The organism is Cellulosimicrobium sp. SH8 (genome assembly GCF_025818875.1).
Lineage (GTDB): Bacteria > Actinomycetota > Actinomycetes > Actinomycetales > Cellulomonadaceae > Cellulosimicrobium > Cellulosimicrobium cellulans_D.
Genome location: NZ_JAMXMH010000005.1, coordinates 13,474 through 29,250, shown reverse-complemented (window position 1 = coordinate 29,250; position 15,777 = coordinate 13,474). Strand labels below are relative to the sequence as shown.

General features: G+C 74.6%; 13 protein-coding genes. 5 read left to right on the top strand and 8 right to left on the bottom strand.

Going from position 1 to position 15,777, the window contains the following annotated elements; translation table 11 throughout:
• Positions 1-56 precede the first annotated feature (56 nt).
• From NF338_RS08215 to NF338_RS08200, 4 genes are all read right to left on the bottom strand, one after another.
• Positions 57-401 carry a non-heme iron oxygenase ferredoxin subunit gene (locus NF338_RS08215; protein ID WP_047234320.1) on the bottom strand — a complete coding sequence of 115 codons (345 nt, stop codon included), beginning with the start codon at positions 399-401 and terminating at the stop codon, positions 57-59.
• Positions 398-1,651, bottom strand: a complete 1,254-nt coding sequence (sufD, locus tag NF338_RS08210; protein WP_264030323.1) for a Fe-S cluster assembly protein SufD — start codon at positions 1,649-1,651, stop codon at positions 398-400. Before sufD ends, NF338_RS08215 begins: the two co-directional genes overlap by 4 nt.
• A 1-nt stretch (position 1,652) precedes the next feature.
• Complete coding sequence (gene sufB, locus NF338_RS08205) at positions 1,653-3,113, bottom strand: Fe-S cluster assembly protein SufB (protein ID WP_087471877.1); 1,461 nt, start codon at positions 3,111-3,113, stop codon at positions 1,653-1,655.
• A 104-nt stretch (positions 3,114-3,217) separates the two neighbouring features.
• The gene (locus tag NF338_RS08200; protein WP_264030322.1) at positions 3,218-3,970 is read right to left on the bottom strand and encodes a helix-turn-helix transcriptional regulator; all 753 of its coding nucleotides are present in this window, start codon (positions 3,968-3,970) and stop codon (positions 3,218-3,220) included.
• A 233-nt stretch (positions 3,971-4,203) separates the two neighbouring features.
• Here NF338_RS08200 and NF338_RS08195 point away from each other — a divergent pair, with 233 nt between their 5' ends.
• The 3 genes from NF338_RS08195 to NF338_RS08185 all read left to right on the top strand — a co-directional run bounded on the left by NF338_RS08195 (position 4,204) and on the right by NF338_RS08185 (position 7,003).
• Positions 4,204-5,169 (top strand): ABC transporter ATP-binding protein, encoded by a 966-nt coding sequence (locus NF338_RS08195; RefSeq protein WP_264030321.1) that lies wholly within the window; start codon positions 4,204-4,206, stop codon positions 5,167-5,169.
• Positions 5,166-5,972: an ABC transporter permease gene (locus NF338_RS08190; RefSeq protein WP_264030320.1), complete on the top strand. Its 807-nt coding sequence runs from the start codon at positions 5,166-5,168 to the stop codon at positions 5,970-5,972. The genes NF338_RS08195 and NF338_RS08190 overlap by 4 nt, the downstream gene beginning before the upstream one ends.
• 65 nt (positions 5,973-6,037) lie before the next feature.
• Positions 6,038-7,003 (top strand): COX15/CtaA family protein, encoded by a 966-nt coding sequence (locus tag NF338_RS08185; RefSeq protein WP_264030319.1) that lies wholly within the window; start codon positions 6,038-6,040, stop codon positions 7,001-7,003.
• Positions 7,004-7,066: 63 nt separating this feature from the next.
• Here NF338_RS08185 and NF338_RS08180 read toward each other — a convergent pair whose 3' ends face one another.
• Entirely contained in the window at positions 7,067-8,041 is a 975-nt protein-coding gene (locus NF338_RS08180) for a patatin-like phospholipase family protein (protein ID WP_264030318.1), read from the bottom strand.
• A gap of 709 nt (positions 8,042-8,750) precedes the next feature.
• On the opposite strand from NF338_RS08180, the gene NF338_RS08175 reads away from it, so the two are divergent.
• Both NF338_RS08175 and NF338_RS08170 read left to right on the top strand, forming a co-directional pair.
• Positions 8,751-9,794, top strand: coding sequence for an ATP-binding cassette domain-containing protein (locus NF338_RS08175; protein ID WP_264030317.1), 1,044 nt, complete (start codon positions 8,751-8,753; stop codon positions 9,792-9,794).
• Between the two features lie 8 nt (positions 9,795-9,802).
• A complete protein-coding gene (locus NF338_RS08170; protein WP_264030316.1) occupies positions 9,803-10,675 on the top strand; it encodes an ABC transporter permease in 873 nt (290 codons plus the stop codon).
• A 103-nt stretch (positions 10,676-10,778) separates the two neighbouring features.
• Here the strand turns inward: NF338_RS08170 and NF338_RS08165 are convergent, their stop codons facing one another.
• From NF338_RS08165 to NF338_RS08155, 3 genes are read right to left on the bottom strand one after another with little or no spacing between them, the layout of a single operon-like run.
• Positions 10,779-14,195 carry an AfsR/SARP family transcriptional regulator gene (locus NF338_RS08165; protein ID WP_264030315.1) on the bottom strand — a complete coding sequence of 1,139 codons (3,417 nt, stop codon included), beginning with the start codon at positions 14,193-14,195 and terminating at the stop codon, positions 10,779-10,781.
• 11 nt (positions 14,196-14,206) lie between these two features.
• On the bottom strand, positions 14,207-15,043 hold the full coding sequence (locus NF338_RS08160) for a formylglycine-generating enzyme family protein (protein ID WP_264030314.1): 837 nt from the start codon (positions 15,041-15,043) through the stop codon (positions 14,207-14,209).
• A 55-nt stretch (positions 15,044-15,098) separates the two neighbouring features.
• Positions 15,099-15,758 carry an NUDIX hydrolase gene (locus NF338_RS08155; protein ID WP_318783009.1) on the bottom strand — a complete coding sequence of 220 codons (660 nt, stop codon included), beginning with the start codon at positions 15,756-15,758 and terminating at the stop codon, positions 15,099-15,101.
• Positions 15,759-15,777 lie beyond the last annotated feature (19 nt).

Here is a 15,777-nt window from a genome sequence, read left to right as displayed (position 1 = left end):
CGCGCGCGGCGCGCCAGGTCAGTGCTGGTGGACCGCTGACGGATCAGCGAGACGGATCAGGTGGGAGCGACGACGCGGTCGACGTCGACGAGCACCTGCTCGCCGTCGACCGTCACCGGGTACACGGGCACGGGCCGCATCGCGGGCAGCGCGGTCGGCATGCCGGTCCGCACGTCGAACTGCGAGCCGTGCAGCCAGCACTCGACGAAGCAGCCCTCGACCTCGCCGTCCGACAGGGACACGGCCCCGTGGGAGCAGATGTCCGAGATCGCGTGCCAGTCGCCGTCGCCGTCACGGATGACCGCGACCTCGACGACGCGCCCGTCCTCGGCCGGGAGCTCGACGCGGAGTGCCTCCTCCGGGCCGAGGTCGGACGTCGTGCAGGCGGGCTGTGCGGTCACGCGGTCCCCTCGGCGAGCTCGGCGCTCCCGTCGATGATCGACATGGACTTGCTCAGCTCGCGCTCGATCGCCTCGAGCAGGCGCTCCTCGACCGACGCGACGCCGATCTCCTGGATGAGCTCCGCGAAGAAGCCGCGGACGACGAGGCGGCGCGCCTCGACCTCCGGGATGCCGCGGGCCTGCAGGTAGAAGAGCTGCTCGTCGTCGAACCGGCCGGTCGCGGACGCGTGCCCCGCGCCCTCGATCTCGCCCGTCTCGATCTCGAGGTTCGGCACCGAGTCCGCGCGCCCGCCGTCCGTGAGGACGAGGTTGCGGTTGAGCTCGTAGGTGTCGGTGCCCTCGGCCTCGGCCCGGATGAGCACGTCGCCGACCCACACCGCGTGCGCGCCCTCGCCCTGCAGCGCGCCCTTGTACGTGACGCGCGACTTGCAGCGCGGCACGGCGTGGTCGACGAACAGGCGGTGCTCCTGGTGCTGGTCCGCGTCCGCGAAGTAGAGGCCGACCATCTCGACGTCGCCGCCCTCGGCCGTGAACTCCGCGTCCGGGGTGACGCGCACGACGTCGCCGCCGAGCGTCACGACCACGTGCTTGAGCCGCGCGTCGCGCCCGATGCGGGCGCGATGCGACGACGCGTGCACGGCGCCGTCGGCCCAGTCCTGGACCGACACGACCGTGAGGTGCGCGCCGTCCTCGACGACGATCTCGACCGTCTCGTTGAGCGTCGCGGTCCCGACGTGGTCGAGCACGACGACGGCCTCCGAGTGCCGCTCGGCGCGCACGAGGACGTGGCTCGCGGTCGGCGTGGAGCCGTGGCCCTCGACGCGCACGGACGTGACGTCGGACGCGACGGCCTCCTTGGGCACCGTGACGACCGTCGACTGCTCGAACGCGTTCCACGCCGTCACGGCGGTGCGGTCGCCCGGCTTGCCGGCGGTGCCGAGCCGCGCGTCGTCGCGGCCCACGATCGAGACCTCGACCTCGGGGGCCTCGACGACCGTGACGCGCACGTCGCCGCCGCCGCTCTGCCCGACGAGCTTCTCGTCGAACAGCGGCGCGAGGCGCGCGACGGGCGAGAAGCGCCACTCCTCCTCGCGCCCGGAGGGCACGGGGATGTCGGCGAGGTCGAACGACGTCAGCCGCTCGGCGCGCGAGCCCTGCGGCACGACGCCGTGGGAGTGCGCCCCGTCGGCCTGCGCGCGCGAGTGGTCGGTGGTCAGACCGGCCTCTTCGGGAATGGTGGTGGTGGTCATATCAGCCGACGGACCCTTCCATCTGCAGCTCGATGAGGCGGTTGAGCTCGAGCGCGTACTCCATGGGCAGCTCGCGCGCGATGGGCTCGACGAACCCGCGCACGATCATGGCCATCGCCTCGGTCTCCTCCATGCCTCGGGACATGAGGTAGAACAGCTGGTCCTCGCTCACCCGCGAGACCGTCGCCTCGTGCCCCATGGACACGTCGTCCTCGCGGACGTCGACGTACGGGTAGGTGTCGGACCGGGAGATCTGGTCGACCAGCAGCGCGTCGCACAGCACGGTCGAGGCCGAGTGCGAGGCGCCCTCGAGCACCTGGACCAGCCCGCGGTAGGACGTGCGGCCCCCGCCGCGCGCCACCGACTTCGACACGATGGACGACGACGTGTGCGGCGCCGCGTGGACCATCTTGGCGCCCGCGTCCTGGTGCTGGCCCTCGCCCGCGAACGCGATCGACAGCGTCTCGCCGCGCGCGTGCTCGCCGAGCAGGTAGATCGCCGGGTACTTCATGGTGACCTTGGAGCCGATGTTCCCGTCGACCCACTCCATCGTCGCGCCCTCGGCCGCGGTCGCCCGCTTGGTCACGAGGTTGTACACGTTGTTCGACCAGTTCTGGATGGTCGTGTACCGCACGCGGGCGTTCTTCTTGACGATGATCTCGACGACCGCGGAGTGCAGCGAGTCGGACGAGTAGATCGGCGCGGTGCAGCCCTCGACGTAGTGCACGTACGAGCCCTCGTCCGCGATGATCAGCGTCCGCTCGAACTGGCCCATGTTCTCCGTGTTGATGCGGAAGTAGGCCTGCAGCGGGATCTCGACGTGCACGCCCGGCGGGACGTAGACGAACGACCCGCCCGACCACACGGCCGAGTTGAGCGCCGCGAACTTGTTGTCGCCCGACGGGATGACGGTGCCGAAGTACTCCTGGAAGAGCTCCGGGTGCTCGCGCAGCGCGGTGTCCGTGTCGAGGAAGATGACGCCCTGGCGCTCGAGCTCCTCGTTGATCTGGTGGTAGACCACCTCGGACTCGTACTGGGCCGCGACGCCCGCGACGAGGCGCTGCTTCTCCGCCTCGGGGATGCCGAGCTTGTCGTACGTCTCCTTGATGTCCTCGGGCAGGTCGTCCCACGAGGCGGCCTGCTTCTCCGTGGAGCGCACGAAGTACTTGATGTTGTCGAAGTCGATGCCCGTGAGGTCGGAGCCCCAGTTCGGCATGGGCTTCTTGTCGAAGAGGCGCAGGGCCTTGAGACGCGTCTTGAGCATCCACTCGGGCTCGTCCTTCAGCGCCGAGATGTTGCGCACGACGTCCTCGGACAGGCCGCGCTGCGCGGCCTCGCCGGCCGCGTCGCTGTCGTGCCAGCCGTATCCGTAGGCGCCGATCGAGGCGATGATCTCGTCGTCGGTCTGCTTCTCACCGGTCGGCTGGGCCGTGCCGGTGGCGTCCTGGGTGGGAGCGCTCATGGTCGTCCTTCCACTGTCCGTCGTGTGCGGGCGGGGGCAGTCGGTACAAGGGTTCTTTGCGGGGGAGGTCGTGCGTGCCTCGGGGCGGCGGTGCGCCCCTCGGGTCAGGTCTTGCCCGACGTCGGGCGACCGCGCGCCCGGACGGGGACGTTGGTCGTGCACGCGTGCGCGCCCGTGGCGAGCGTCGAGAGCCGCTGCACGTGCGAGCCGAGCAGCCTGGCGAAGACCTGCGCCTCCGCCTCGCAGAGCTGCGGGAACTCCTCCGCGACGTGCTGCACGGGGCAGTGCCCCTGGCAGAGCTGCACCGCGGAGGTGCCGGGGACGGGGCGCACGCTCGCCGCGTAGCCGTCGTCCGCGAGCGCCGCCGCGAGCTGGGCGGCCCGGCCCTCGACGTCGTCCGCGTCGAGCCGGCCCTCGTAGCGGTCGGCGAGCTCGGCGAGCCGGTCCTGGGCGAAGCGCTCGACGGCGTCCGGTCCCGCGACGTCGCGCAGGTACCGCAGCGCCTGGGTCGCGAGGTCGGCGTAGGTGCCGCTCAGCTCGCCCTGCCCGGCCGACGTCGTGACGTACCGCCGCGCGGGGCGGCCGCGCATCCCGGTGGGGTGCCCGGCGTCGTGCACGGCGACGAGGTCGTCCTCCTCGAGGAGGGCGAGGTGCCGGCGGACGGCGGCGGGCGTGAGCCCGAGCGTCGCGGCGAGGTCGGCGGCGCTCACGGGGCCCGCGCTCGCGACGAGCTCGAGCACGCGCTCGCGCGTGCGGCGGTCGACGTCGGCGGCGGGCACGGCGGTCGGCGCTGCGGTCTGCCCGCCCGCGGGGGTGGCAGCGCGCAGCGCGTCCGGTCGGACGGATCCTGCGGCCATGCTCACCTCCCGTGCTTCGTCCCGTGGGCGCGCGTGCGCGAGGCGCGGCCTGACACGGGGTGACAGATCTGGAACCGATATAGACAACATGGTTGTTCCCTAATTGCCCGAACGCAAGCAAGGCGACCCTCAGACCGCCCCCTGGGGCGCCGGGATGTGGCGTACGCGACACCCGAGCGCTCCTGGCGGGACGCGGGATCCTGAGCGGCGGACCCGCCCCCTAGACTCGCCGGGTGCCCGCCCCCGCCGTGCTCGTGCACGACCTCGTCAAGCGCTACGACGGTCGTGCCGTCGTCGACGGCGTGTCTCTCACCGCCGAGCGCGGCGCGATCACCGCGGTGCTCGGCCCCAACGGCGCCGGCAAGACCACGACGGTCGAGTGCTGCGAGGGCCTGCGCTCCCCCGATGCCGGGCGTGTCCAGGTCCTCGGCCGCGACCCGTTGACCGACGCGCGCGACCTGCGCCCGCGCGTCGGCGTCATGCTCCAGGACGGCGGGCTCCCGACGGGGGTGCGCGCCCTGGAGATGCTGCGGCACGTCGCGTCGATGTACGCGCGGCCGCGCGACGTCGGCGAGCTCACCGAGCGCCTCGGCCTGGAGAGCTTCGCGCGCACGACCGTCCGGCGGCTGTCCGGCGGGCAGCGGCAGCGGCTCGCGCTCGCCGCGGCGATCGTCGGGCGGCCGGAGGTCGTCTTCCTCGACGAGCCGAGCGCGGGCATGGACCCGCAGAGCCGGCACGCCGTCTGGGAGCTGGTGCGCGAGCTGCGCACGGAGGGCGTGGGGATCGTCCTCACGACGCACCTCATGGACGAGGCGGAGGACCTGGCCGACCACGTGTACGTCGTCGACCACGGCAAGGTCATCGCCGCGGGCGCGACGCGCGACCTGCTCGAGTCCGGCGCCGACGGCGAGGCGGACCGCACCGTGCGCTTCGAGGCCACGCCCGGGCTCGGGCTCGACGGGCTGAGCGACGCGGTCGCCGGAGCAGGCCTGCCCGACGGCGTGGCCGCACCCGCGGCGTGGAGCGTCGCCGAGCCGCAGCCCGGCTCGTACACCCTCACCGGCCCTGCCGACCCCGCGACGCTCGTGGCGCTGACGACGTGGCTCGCCGCGCGCGGCGTCCTCGCCTCGCGCGTCACGGTGGGCCGCCGCACGCTCGAGGACGTGTTCCTCGACCTCACGGGACGGCACCTGCGATGAGCGCGACCCCGCCGACGACGTCCGAGACCCGGAAACCGAGCCGGACCCCGGACACCGAGCTCGCCGCGCCCGCGTGGCGCCGCGTCGTGGCCCAGACGGCGTTCGAGACGCGCATGATCCTGCGCAACGGCGAGCAGCTCCTCGTCACGATCATCCTGCCGGTCATGCTCCTGCTCGGGCTGGTGCTCACGTCGTTCGTCGACCTCGACACCGGCGGCGCGACACGCGTCGACTTCGTGACGCCCGGCGTCCTCGCGCTCGCCGTGATGTCGACGGCGTTCACGTCGCAGGCCATCGCGACCGCGTTCGACCGTCGCAACGGCGTGCTGCGCCTCATGTCCACCACGCCGCTGGGCCGCGGCGGCCTCCTCGCGGGCAAGGTGCTCGGTGTCCTGGCCGTCGAGGTCGTGCAGGTCGTGGTCATCACGGCCGTCGCGCTCGCGCTCGGCTGGCAGCCCGACCCGGCGGGGATCCCCGCGGCCCTGCTCGCGGTGCTGCTCGGGACCGCCGCCTTCACCTCGCTCGCGATGCTCCTCGCGGGCACCCTGCGCGCCGAGGGCGTGCTCGCCGTCGCGAACCTCGTGCTCGTGCTGCTCACCGTCGGCGGCGGCGTCCTCGTCCCGGCCGACCAGCTCCCCGGCCCGCTCGAGCACGTCGCGCTCCTGCTGCCGTCGGGCGCGCTCGGCGAGGCGATGCGCGGCGCCCTGCTCGACGGGTCCGTGCCGCCGTTCTCCGTCGTCGTGCTGCTCGGCTGGACCGCCGCGCTCGGCTGGGGCGCGGGCAAGCTCTTCCGCTGGACCTGAGCCCCGGGCACATCTCACACCCGCAAGATTCCGGGGCCGCCCGCGCGCCCCGATACCGTGGGTCCGTGAGCACCCCGCCCCCCGCGCTCGACCCCGCTCCCGCCGACAGCCCCGCAGGCGCCGCCACCGGTGACGGCTCCACCCGGCCCGACCGGCTCGCTCGATGGCGCCGTTGGACCCGACCGGTGCTCGTCGCGAACCTCGTGGCGCAGATCGGCATCATCGTCACCGGAGGTGCCGTGCGGCTCACGGGCTCGGGGCTCGGGTGCTCGACCTGGCCGCAGTGCGAGCCCGGGCAGTTCGCGGCGAAGTTCCACCCCGAGACGACGTACCACCAGTTCGTCGAGTACGGGAACCGCACGCTCACCGGGGTGCTGAGCGTCATCGCGATCGCGGCCCTCGTGCTCGTGTGGACCGACCGCTCGCGCGTCCTGTCCTACCGGCTCCTCGGCGCCGTCCCGCTGCTCGGCGTCGCCGCGCAGGCGGTCATCGGTGGAGTGATCGTCCTGCTGCACCTGCACCCGGGGTGGGTGTCCCTGCACTTCGTCGTCTCGGCCGCGCTCGTGTCCGTCTCGCTGCTCCTCCTGCACCGGTCCGGCGAGGGCGACGGACCGCCCGTCCTGACGGTCGCGGCACGCTCGCGCGCGCTCGCCTGGACGCTGTACGGGCTGACGGCGCTCGTCGTCGTGCTCGGCGTCATCGTCACCGGCGCCGGGCCGCACAGCGGCGACGAGGAGGTCGGCTACCGCCTCGCCGTCGACCCCGCGCTCATGAGCAAGCTCCACGCGTGGGCCGTGTGGGTGTTCGTCGCCGTCCTCGTCGCGTACCTCGTGAGCGTCCGTCGCGGGCCGCAGCAGGTGCGCCGCGCGGCCTGGATCCTGCTCGCGATCACCCTGGGCCAGGGACTGATCGGGTACGTCCAGTACTTCACGGGCCTGCCCGCGCTCCTCGTCGGGCTGCACATGCTCGGCTCGGCGCTCCTCGTCGCCGGCTCCACGCGCGTCCTCCTGACGACCCGCACCCGCGGCTGAGCGGGCGGTGACCCGGGCCTGAGCGACCCGGGCCACCGCTGCGTCAGCGCCGGTCAGCGCCAGTCAGCACCAGAGCGCTGCGACACGCTCCGCGAGCGCGGTGCCCCGCTCGTACCCGGCCTCGGCCGCCGCCGGGCGCAGCGAGAGGTCCATCGCTTGCGGCCCGAAGAACCGGTCTGCCTCGGAGCCCGGGGCGATCACCTCGACCTCGCTCCCCCGTTCCCGCAGCTCGTCGACCTGGTCCGAGAGCTGCAGACCCCAGTCCAGCGGCGCGCGCGTCCTGCCGCCGAACGGCGACAGCACCAGCACGCGTCGATGCCCCGCCGCCAGGTCCGCGTTCTCGTTGCGGCGGTATCCGCCGTCGATGTACTGCCCCTCTCCGACCCGGTAGGCGAACCCGCTCGCACAGCTCGCCGCGACCGCGTCGACCAGGTCCACCGCGCTCTGCCGGTCGAAGACGGCTGACTCGCCGGTCCGTGCGTCGACCGCCGTGAGCAGCAACGACCGCCGGGGCCAGGACGGGTCGGGCAGGCGCGCGGCGACGGTGGACCGCCACCGGGACTGCACCGCCTCGTCCGACGACGACGGCAGCGCGAGCGCCGCCTCCCCGAGCCGGCGTCGCATGTCCGCCGCGTCCCGGGCACCGGCGATGACCGCGGCCGTCCGCGCCATCTGTTCCGCCGCCTGTCGCGTGCGGTCACCGCCCGAGCTCGAGACGCCCGGCCCCGCCTGCGGGCGCGTGGGCGCGACGAGAGCGGCGGCGTACAGTTCCGCGGGCGTCGCGCCGGCGAGCTGCGCCGCCGTCGTCGCCCCCGCCGACGTCCCGACGGTCAGGTCGGCCGTCGAGGAGACGTCGAGCCCGGAGTCGGCCAGCCCGGCGACCACGCCGATCAGCCACGCGTTGCCGGTGGACCCGCCGCCCCCGAGCACGAGGGCACGCTCGCCCGACGTCGGGACAGGGTCGGAGGCCGTGGGATCAGGGACCGAGGAACCCGCGGGCGAGGTGCCCGCGACAGAAGAAGATGTGGTGGTGTGCATGGGAGTCGCCTCTCGCGATGGTGCGGCGAGCACTCCCGACGACGACTACGGCCGTCGCGCGATCGTGGGCAGCGAGGGAGCGCCCGGTACGGACACAGCGTTCACGGGACTCACCTCCTCGGCTCGATTCACGATCGGCCCCGACGCTAGCACGCAGGCCCGCCTCGGCACACGGCCTTTACGGCCGTCGGGAGGACGCTGGCGAGTCGGGTCTCAGACCCGCATGGCACGAACCGCACCTGCCGTGGTAGAGCCGCGGTCACACGAGGCAGAGCCATGGTTGGCCGAAGTAGAGCCGTGGTCTGCCGAGGAGAACCCCAGGCCGTGCCCGACGACGGGTCGGTCACCCCGACGGTCGGACCAACCGTGGGCCATCACGGCACTGGCGGGCCGACGCCGCGGGCAGTCGCCCGGGTGAGCGACGACCAGGGCGAGACGACGCCGGGCGGGGTGGGTGGTGGTGCCGCGTCGTGGTCGGGCCTGGCGGGAGCCGCGAGGAACGAGCGGCGGATGGTAGACGCGGCACCACCACCCACCCCGCCCACCCAGCGCGACCAGACCGCCGTCGAGCACGACCACGGATCTACCTCGCGGGACCACGGTTCTCCGTCGCGTGACAGCGGCGTGACAGCGGGTGGTGCTCCGCTGACAGCGCGCTGCGAGGACGCGCGTCCAGCCTGGGTGGTGAACCCACCGACCAGGAGGACACATGACCACCCCCGCGATCGAGGCCCACGGCCTCGTGAAGGTCTTCGGCGAGAACCGCGCCGTCGACGGCGTGGACCTCACCGTGCGCACCGGCACCGTCTACGGGGTCCTCGGGCCCAACGGTGCCGGGAAGACCACGACCATCAGCATGCTCGCGACGCTCCTGCGCCCGGACGCGGGCGAGGCCCGCGTGTTCGGGCACGACGTCGTCGCGCACCCGCACAAGGTGCGCCAGCTCATCGGCGTGACAGGTCAGTACGCGTCGGTCGACGAGACGCTCAGCGCGACGGAGAACCTCGTGATCTTCGCGCGGCTCCTCGGGCTGTCGCGCACGCAGGCCCGCCGCAAGGCGGTCGAGCTGCTCGAGGCGTTCGGCCTCACGGACGCGGCGTCCCGCCCGCTGAAGAACTTCTCGGGCGGCATGCGCCGCCGTCTGGACCTCGCGGCGAGCCTCATCGCGCAGCCGCCGCTCATCTTCCTCGACGAGCCGACGACGGGCCTGGACCCGCGCACGCGCGCCCAGATGTGGGCGACGATCCGCGACCTCGTCGCGAGCGGCTCCACGGTGCTGCTCACGACGCAGTACCTCGACGAGGCGGACCAGCTCGCGGACCGGATCGCGGTGATCGACCGCGGTCGCGTCGTGGCCGAGGGCACCGCGGACGACCTCAAGGACGCCGTCGGCGACCAGTCGCTGCAGCTCGCTCTGGTCCACGCGGCCGACGTCGCCCCTGCGGTCGAGATCGTCGAGCGCTCGCTGGGCCTCGCCGCGACGGTCTCCCCCGAGGCGCGACGACTCACCGTGCCGGTCCCCGGGCCGGACGTCGTGACGGACCTTCTCGTGCGCCTGCGCGAGGCACGCATCGAGGTCGGCTCGCTGAGCATGGACAAGCCGAGCCTCGACGAGGTGTTCCTCACCCTCACGGGGCACGGCGCCGAGCAGTCCGAAGCGGCGTCGGGCGACGGCACGCCCCGTCCCACGGACGACACCCCGGGCGCGCGCGACGACCGCGCCGCCGCGACGCGAGAGGCGGCACTGCGATGAGCGCTGCGATGACCACCACGACCACGACTCCCCCCACGGCTCCCGGCCCGACCGACGCGGCGCCCGCGGCCCGACCCCGCATCCAGGCCGGCGCCGACCGCGCGCTGTCCGACCGCACGTCCCTGCGCGCGACGGCCGACCACACGCTGACCATGGCCTACCGCGGGCTGCTGAAGATCAAGCGCACGCCTGAGCAGCTCTTCGACGTGACGCTGCAGCCGATCCTCTTCACGCTGATGTTCACGTACATCTTCGGCGGGGCCATCGCGGGCGACGTGACGAGCTACCTGCCGATCATCATCCCGGGCATCCTCGTGCAGACCGTCATCACGACGTCGGTCGTCACCGGCACGCAGCTGCGCGAGGACATGGACAAGGGCGTGTTCGACCGCTTCCGGTCGCTGCCCATCGCGCGTATCGCGCCGCTGTCGGGCGCGCTCCTCGCGGACACGGTCCGCTACCTCATCGCGACCACGCTCACGTTCGCGATGGGCTACCTCATGGGCTACCGGCCCGATGGCGGCCTCGGTGCGGTCGCGCTCGCAGGGCTGCTCGTCATCGTGTGCTCGTGGGCCGTGAGCTGGATCTTCGCGTTCTTCGGCGTCGTCGCCCGGACCGCGTCGAGCGTGCAGGGCATCTCGATGATCGTGCTCTTCCCGCTGACGTTCCTGTCGAACGCGTTCGTCCAGCCGGACACGATGCCGGGCTGGCTGCAGGGCTTCGTCAACGTCAACCCGGTGTCGCACCTCGTCACCGCGGTCCGGGAGCTGGCGAACACCGGGACGCTCGGCTCCGACGCCGCGATCTCGCTCGTCGGTGCGACGGTCATCGTCGCGGTCTTCGCGCCGCTCACCGTGCGTGCGTACATGCGCAAGGCCTGACCCGACGACTCGCCGTTGCTCCCGGCGCCTCAGGGTCGCACGGCGGAGGACGCGTCCTCAGCACGGGGTCGGCACCTCTCGGTGCCGGCCCCGTCGCCGTCCGTCAGGCGTCGTGCGAGCCGTCCCGGCCGGCGTCGCCCGCGGCCTCGTCGAGGAGCGCGAACCCCCGGCGTGCGAGGTCACCCCGCTCCAGGTCGCGGACCTCGGTCCGTGCCCGCTCCGCGACCGCCGCACCGGCGACGGCGGTCACCTGCGCCCAGGCGTTCTCGTGCCGCAGCGACGGTTGGTCCTGCCGTGAGCCCATCCGTTCCGCGAGCGCGACGAGCAGGGCACCCCGTTCGACGAGGGCGTCCGCGGCGCCGCCAGGGGTGCCGCCCGTGCCCAGCGCGGACCCGACCCCGAGCGCGAGGAACGACGTCCCGACGACCGGGTAGTCGACGAAGTGCGGGCGTGCCCGGTGCATGCCGAGCACGAGCGACCGCAGCTCGTCGGCGACCGTCGAGGTCAGCGCCGAGCCGGCGGTCGCGAGGCGCACGAGCCATGACGAGACGAGGAGCACGTACCACGGCGACCAGCGTGCCTCGTCGTCGAACGAGGCGGCGGCCTCGCCGTAGAGCGCGAGGGCCGCGTCGTCGTCGCCGTGCATCGCCGCGACCTCGGCCCGACCCATCGCGACGACGGACCGCACGTCGGGCGGGACGTCCGCGCCCCCGAACCCCGCGACGCCCACCGTGCCGTCGAACGCCGCGAGCATCCGCTCGGCGCGCTCCGTCTCGCCGAGCGTCACCGCGGCCGACATCTCCACCCAGTCGAGCTGCTGCAGCGTCGCCGTCGCGCCGAGCGCCCGGAGGTGGTCGCGCGCGGCCTCGGCCCAGCGCCCGACGTCCGCGGCGTCGCCCGCCTCGCTCGCGCACGAGGCGAGGAACATCGCCGTCGTCGCGCGCGCCGCGACGTCGCCCCGGGCGACCGCGCGCTCGTGCGCGAGCGTGCCCCACGAGCGCGCCTCGGCGAGGCGTCCCTCGTTCTCCGCCATCTGGGCCGTCGTGAACTCGGCCAGCATCGCGACGAACGCGTCGTCGTCGGCCCGCAGGCTCGCGAGCGTGGCCTCCATCTCCTCGGTGCTGCGCACCGTGAGGAGCCGGGCGAACGCCCGGGTGCGCGGCCCGACGTCGGGGCGGCGCAGGAGCCGGCGCAGGCGCCCCAGTGCCCGGGCGGTGAGCTCGGGGCGCGCGAACGCCCCGGCGCCCGCGACGGCGGCGAGCGCGAGCGCCGCGGGTTGGACGTCCGCGGCCGGGACGGCCCAGCCGACGACCGAGTCGAGCACGACCTCCACGAGCCCGGCGGCCTGGTCCTCGATGCCGAGCAGGAGCCAGGAGCCCATGAGCGCCGTGAACACCCGCACGACGACATCGGGTCGGCCGTCCTGGACCGCCTCGCGCAGCGCGAAGAGGAGGTTCTCCTGCTCGCGCCGCAGGTCGGTCGCGGCGGCGGCCTGGTCACCACCGACGAGCGCGTCCGCGCAGCGTTCTGCGAGCGCGGCGGCCCAGCGCTGCACGGCCTCGCGCGCCGCAGCCGTGGCGCCCGCGTCCTGGAGCCGCAGCGCGCCGAACTCCCGCACCGTCTCGAGCATCCGGTAGCGCACGACCCCGTCGTCCTCGGTGACCCGCAGGAGCGACTGGGCCACGAGCCCGTCGAGCGCGTCCAAGGTTCCCCACGCGGGCGCGCCCAGCACCGCTCCCGGGAGCGCGTCGCCCGCCACGACCTGCGCCGCCTCGGCCGAGAAGCCGTCCGGGAACACCGCCGCGCGGCACAGCAGGTCCTGCTCGGCCTCGGCCAGCAGGTTCCAGCTCCACTCGATCACGGCCTCGAGCGTGCGGTGCCGGTCCGGAGCGAGGCGGTCGCCCGAGCGCAGGAGCGCGAAGCGCTCGTCGAGATGCCGCTCGACGTCCTCGACGCTCATCGTGCGCACGCGCGCCGCGGCGAGCTCGATCGCGAGCGGGAGACCGTCCAGGCGCTCGCACAGCCGGGCGACGACGTCGGGCGGCAGGCTCGCACCGGGCCGGACGGCGCGGGCGCGCTCGACGAAGAGGCGCACGGCGGGTCCGGTGCCGCCGTCCGCCCCCAGCGCGTCGAGGGGGTACACGTGCTCGGCCGCGAGGCGCAGGGGCGACCGGCTCGTCGTGAGGACAGCCAGGTGCGGTGCCGCGCCGAGCAGGTCCGCGGTCCAGCCCGCCGCGCCGTCGAGGACGTGCTCGCAGTTGTCCAGGACGAGCAGGACGTCTCGCCCCCGCACGCGGTCGAGCACCTGCTCGCGCAGCTCCGGCGCGGCCAGGCGGTCCGCGAGCCGGCCGGTGCGTCCGGGCGGGGAGATCCCCAGGCCGTCCGCGAGCGCCACGACGACGTCCTCGTCCGACCGCACGCCGGCGAGCTCGACGACGACCACGAGGTCGACCGTCCCGGTCGCGGCCGCACGCCGCGCGACCTCCTGCGCGAGCCGCGTCTTGCCGAGCCCGCCCGGACCGAGGATCGTGACGAGCCGGGACCGGGCGAGCGCGTCCTGCACGTGGTCGACGTCGTCGTCGCGACCGACGAGCGCGTCGGGCGCCACGCGCACGCCGCGCACCTGCGTCGCGCGCCCACCGGTGGCCCTGCCCGTCGCGGGGTCCGTACCCGCCCCGGAGACCACGGCGAGTCCGCCCGCCTCGCCGTCGCGTGCGGGCGAGCGCGCCGGGTCGCCCGCGCCGGGCGGGCGGTCGAGCAGGTCGGCGGCGAGCCGCTGCAGGTCCGGGGCCGGGTCCGTGCCGAGCTCGCGGACGAGCGCGTGGCGGACACGCGCGTACGCGGCGAGCGCCTCGCGCTCCCGGCCCGCCGCCGCGAGAGCCGTCATGAGGTCGCGCGCGGCGTCCTCGTCGGTCTCGTCGCGATCGAGCGCCGCGGTCGCGAGCGCGACGACGGTCTCCTGGTTGCCGGCGGCGGCCGCGGCAGACCGCAGCGCGACCGTGAGGCCGTCGTGCAGCCGCGTCGCCTCCACGCGCAGCGCCTGCCCGACGGGTCCGGGCACGTCGGCGCCCGGGTCCTCGTCGTGCCACAGCGCGAGCGCACCGCGCAGGTCGGCGATGCTCCCCGTGCCGTCCTGTCCGCCCGCACCGGACCCACGGTGCGCGCCCGACCGTGCGTCGGCGAGCGCACGGCGGGCGCGGTCGAGGTCGCTCGGCACGCCGAGCGCGTAGCCGCCCGCTCGCGAGAGGACGGTCCCGGACGCAGCGTCCCGCCGGAGCCGCGACACGAGGCTCTGGAGCGCGGCGCGCGGGTCCTGCGGCGCGTCGGCCCCCCACAGGTCCTCGACGAGCGTCGCCACGCCCAGCGTCCGGCCGCCCGCGAGCGCGAGCGCGACGACGAGCGCGGCCGCCCGCGACCCGCGCGGGGCGACGGGCGCGCCGTCGGGTCCGGGGACCCGCACCGGGCCAAGGACGCGGACACGCGCGTCTCCCGGCGGGGTCGGGGCGTCGGGTGCGGGCACGTCGACAGACCCTAGTCCTCGGCACCGACGGCGTCGCGGGCGGAAGCCTCGGCAGCAGACGGGAACGTCAACGGCGTCCATCCGAGCGGGAGTAGGCCGGGGATCTGCGCCCGGGCCCGGTCCGCCGCGTCCGACCACCCCTGGGCCGCGGGGACGCCCGGGTCGCCCACGGCGCCCCGCACGACCCGGAGCCCGACGTCCTCGATGCGCGCGTCGGGCGCGCTGCCACGACGCACCCCCGCGCGCACGCTCCAGGGCCGGTCCGCCCAGCCGCCACCCCGCAGGCTCCGGTACTCGCCGTAGCGCGCCGTGTCGGCGTAGTCCCAGCACCACTCCCAGACGTTGCCGAGCGTGTCGTGGAGACCGAACGCGTTGGGGAGCCGTGTGGCGACGGGCCGGGGACCGTCGACGCCGTCGTCCGCGGTCCACGCGACGTCGCCGACCGGACCGTAGCGCGGGCCGCTCGTCCCGGCGCGGCAGGCGTGCTCCCACTCGGCCTCCGTCGGGAGCCGGTACCCCGCGGACCGCACGTCCCACCGCACGTCCCGGCCCTCGACACGGTACGCGGGGTCCAGGCCCGCCACCCGGGACGCCGCGTTGCACCACAGCACCGCCTCGAACCACGTCACGCCGTGCACAGGGACGTCGTCGTCGACGGCCGGGCAGCGCCCGGGACGCGGGCGGATCGGGTCGGCGGCGAGGACGGACCGGTGCTGACCGACGGTCACCGCGGTGCGCGCGACGTGGAACGGCTCCAGGACGACGGAGCGTGACTCCCGGGTGCGCGCGTCGACGACGTCGAGCCGGCCTGCCGGGACGGGGACGAGGTCGGGAAGAGGAACACCCACGCCCCAGGACGCTACCCGAACCTCTGCGCAGACCGGCCCGGGACCGCCGGTGGCATCAGGCGCCGCGGCGCTCCGGCCACGGCGCGTCGGCCGGTCGCAGCGACGCCCAGCCGTCCGCGCGGGACGCGACAGCGGCGAGGATCCCGACGACGGCCGAGGGGTTGTGCAGCTCGCCCGCGAGGACGCCGCGCAGCGCCTCGTCGAGCGGGACCCACCGCAGCTCCATGTCGAGCTCCTCGGCCTCGCGCTCGAACCGCTCGTCGTCCGGGACGGGCGACAGGTCGCGCGCGAGGAAGACGCGCAGCGCCTCGTTCGAGCCGCCCGGCGTCGTGAAGTAGTCGACGAGGACGTCCCAGCGCGCGGCCTGGAGGTCGGACTCCTCGGCGAGCTCGCGGGCCGCGGCAAGCCGCCCGTCCTCCCCGACGACGTCGAGCAGGCCCGCCGGCACCTCCCACAGCTCGCGCCGCACGGGGTGGCGGTACTGCCGCAGCAGGAGAACGCGCTCCTGCTCGTCGAGGGCGACGATCGCGACCGCCCCGGGGTGGTCGAGGTACTCGCGCGTCACGCGGCCCCCGTCGCCCAGGTCGACGACGTCGGAGCGCAGGTCGAACACGCGACCCGCGTGGACGACCGTCGTCTCCACGACCGGGCGCGGGGCGAGCGCGTCGACCACGGTCGCGCCTGGCGCCGCCCCGCTCGACGCCTCAGCAGGCACGGACCCCTGCTCGGCGGCC

Bases quoted from the DNA above. Each gene is read 5' to 3' on its own strand.
- NF338_RS08200 (WP_264030322.1), bottom strand. From the start codon at position 3,970: ATGGCCGCAGGATCCGTCCGACCGGACGCGCTGCGCGCTGCCACCCCC.
- sufD (WP_264030323.1), bottom strand. From the start codon at position 1,651: ATGACCACCACCACCATTCCCGAAGAGGCCGGTCTGACCACCGACCAC.
- sufB (WP_087471877.1), bottom strand. From the start codon at position 3,113: ATGAGCGCTCCCACCCAGGACGCCACCGGCACGGCCCAGCCGACCGGT.
- NF338_RS08175 (WP_264030317.1), top strand. From the start codon at position 8,751: ATGACCACCCCCGCGATCGAGGCCCACGGCCTCGTGAAGGTCTTCGGC.
- NF338_RS08170 (WP_264030316.1), top strand. From the start codon at position 9,803: ATGACCACCACGACCACGACTCCCCCCACGGCTCCCGGCCCGACCGAC.
- NF338_RS08190 (WP_264030320.1), top strand. From the start codon at position 5,166: ATGAGCGCGACCCCGCCGACGACGTCCGAGACCCGGAAACCGAGCCGG.
- NF338_RS08180 (WP_264030318.1), bottom strand. From the start codon at position 8,041: ATGCACACCACCACATCTTCTTCTGTCGCGGGCACCTCGCCCGCGGGT.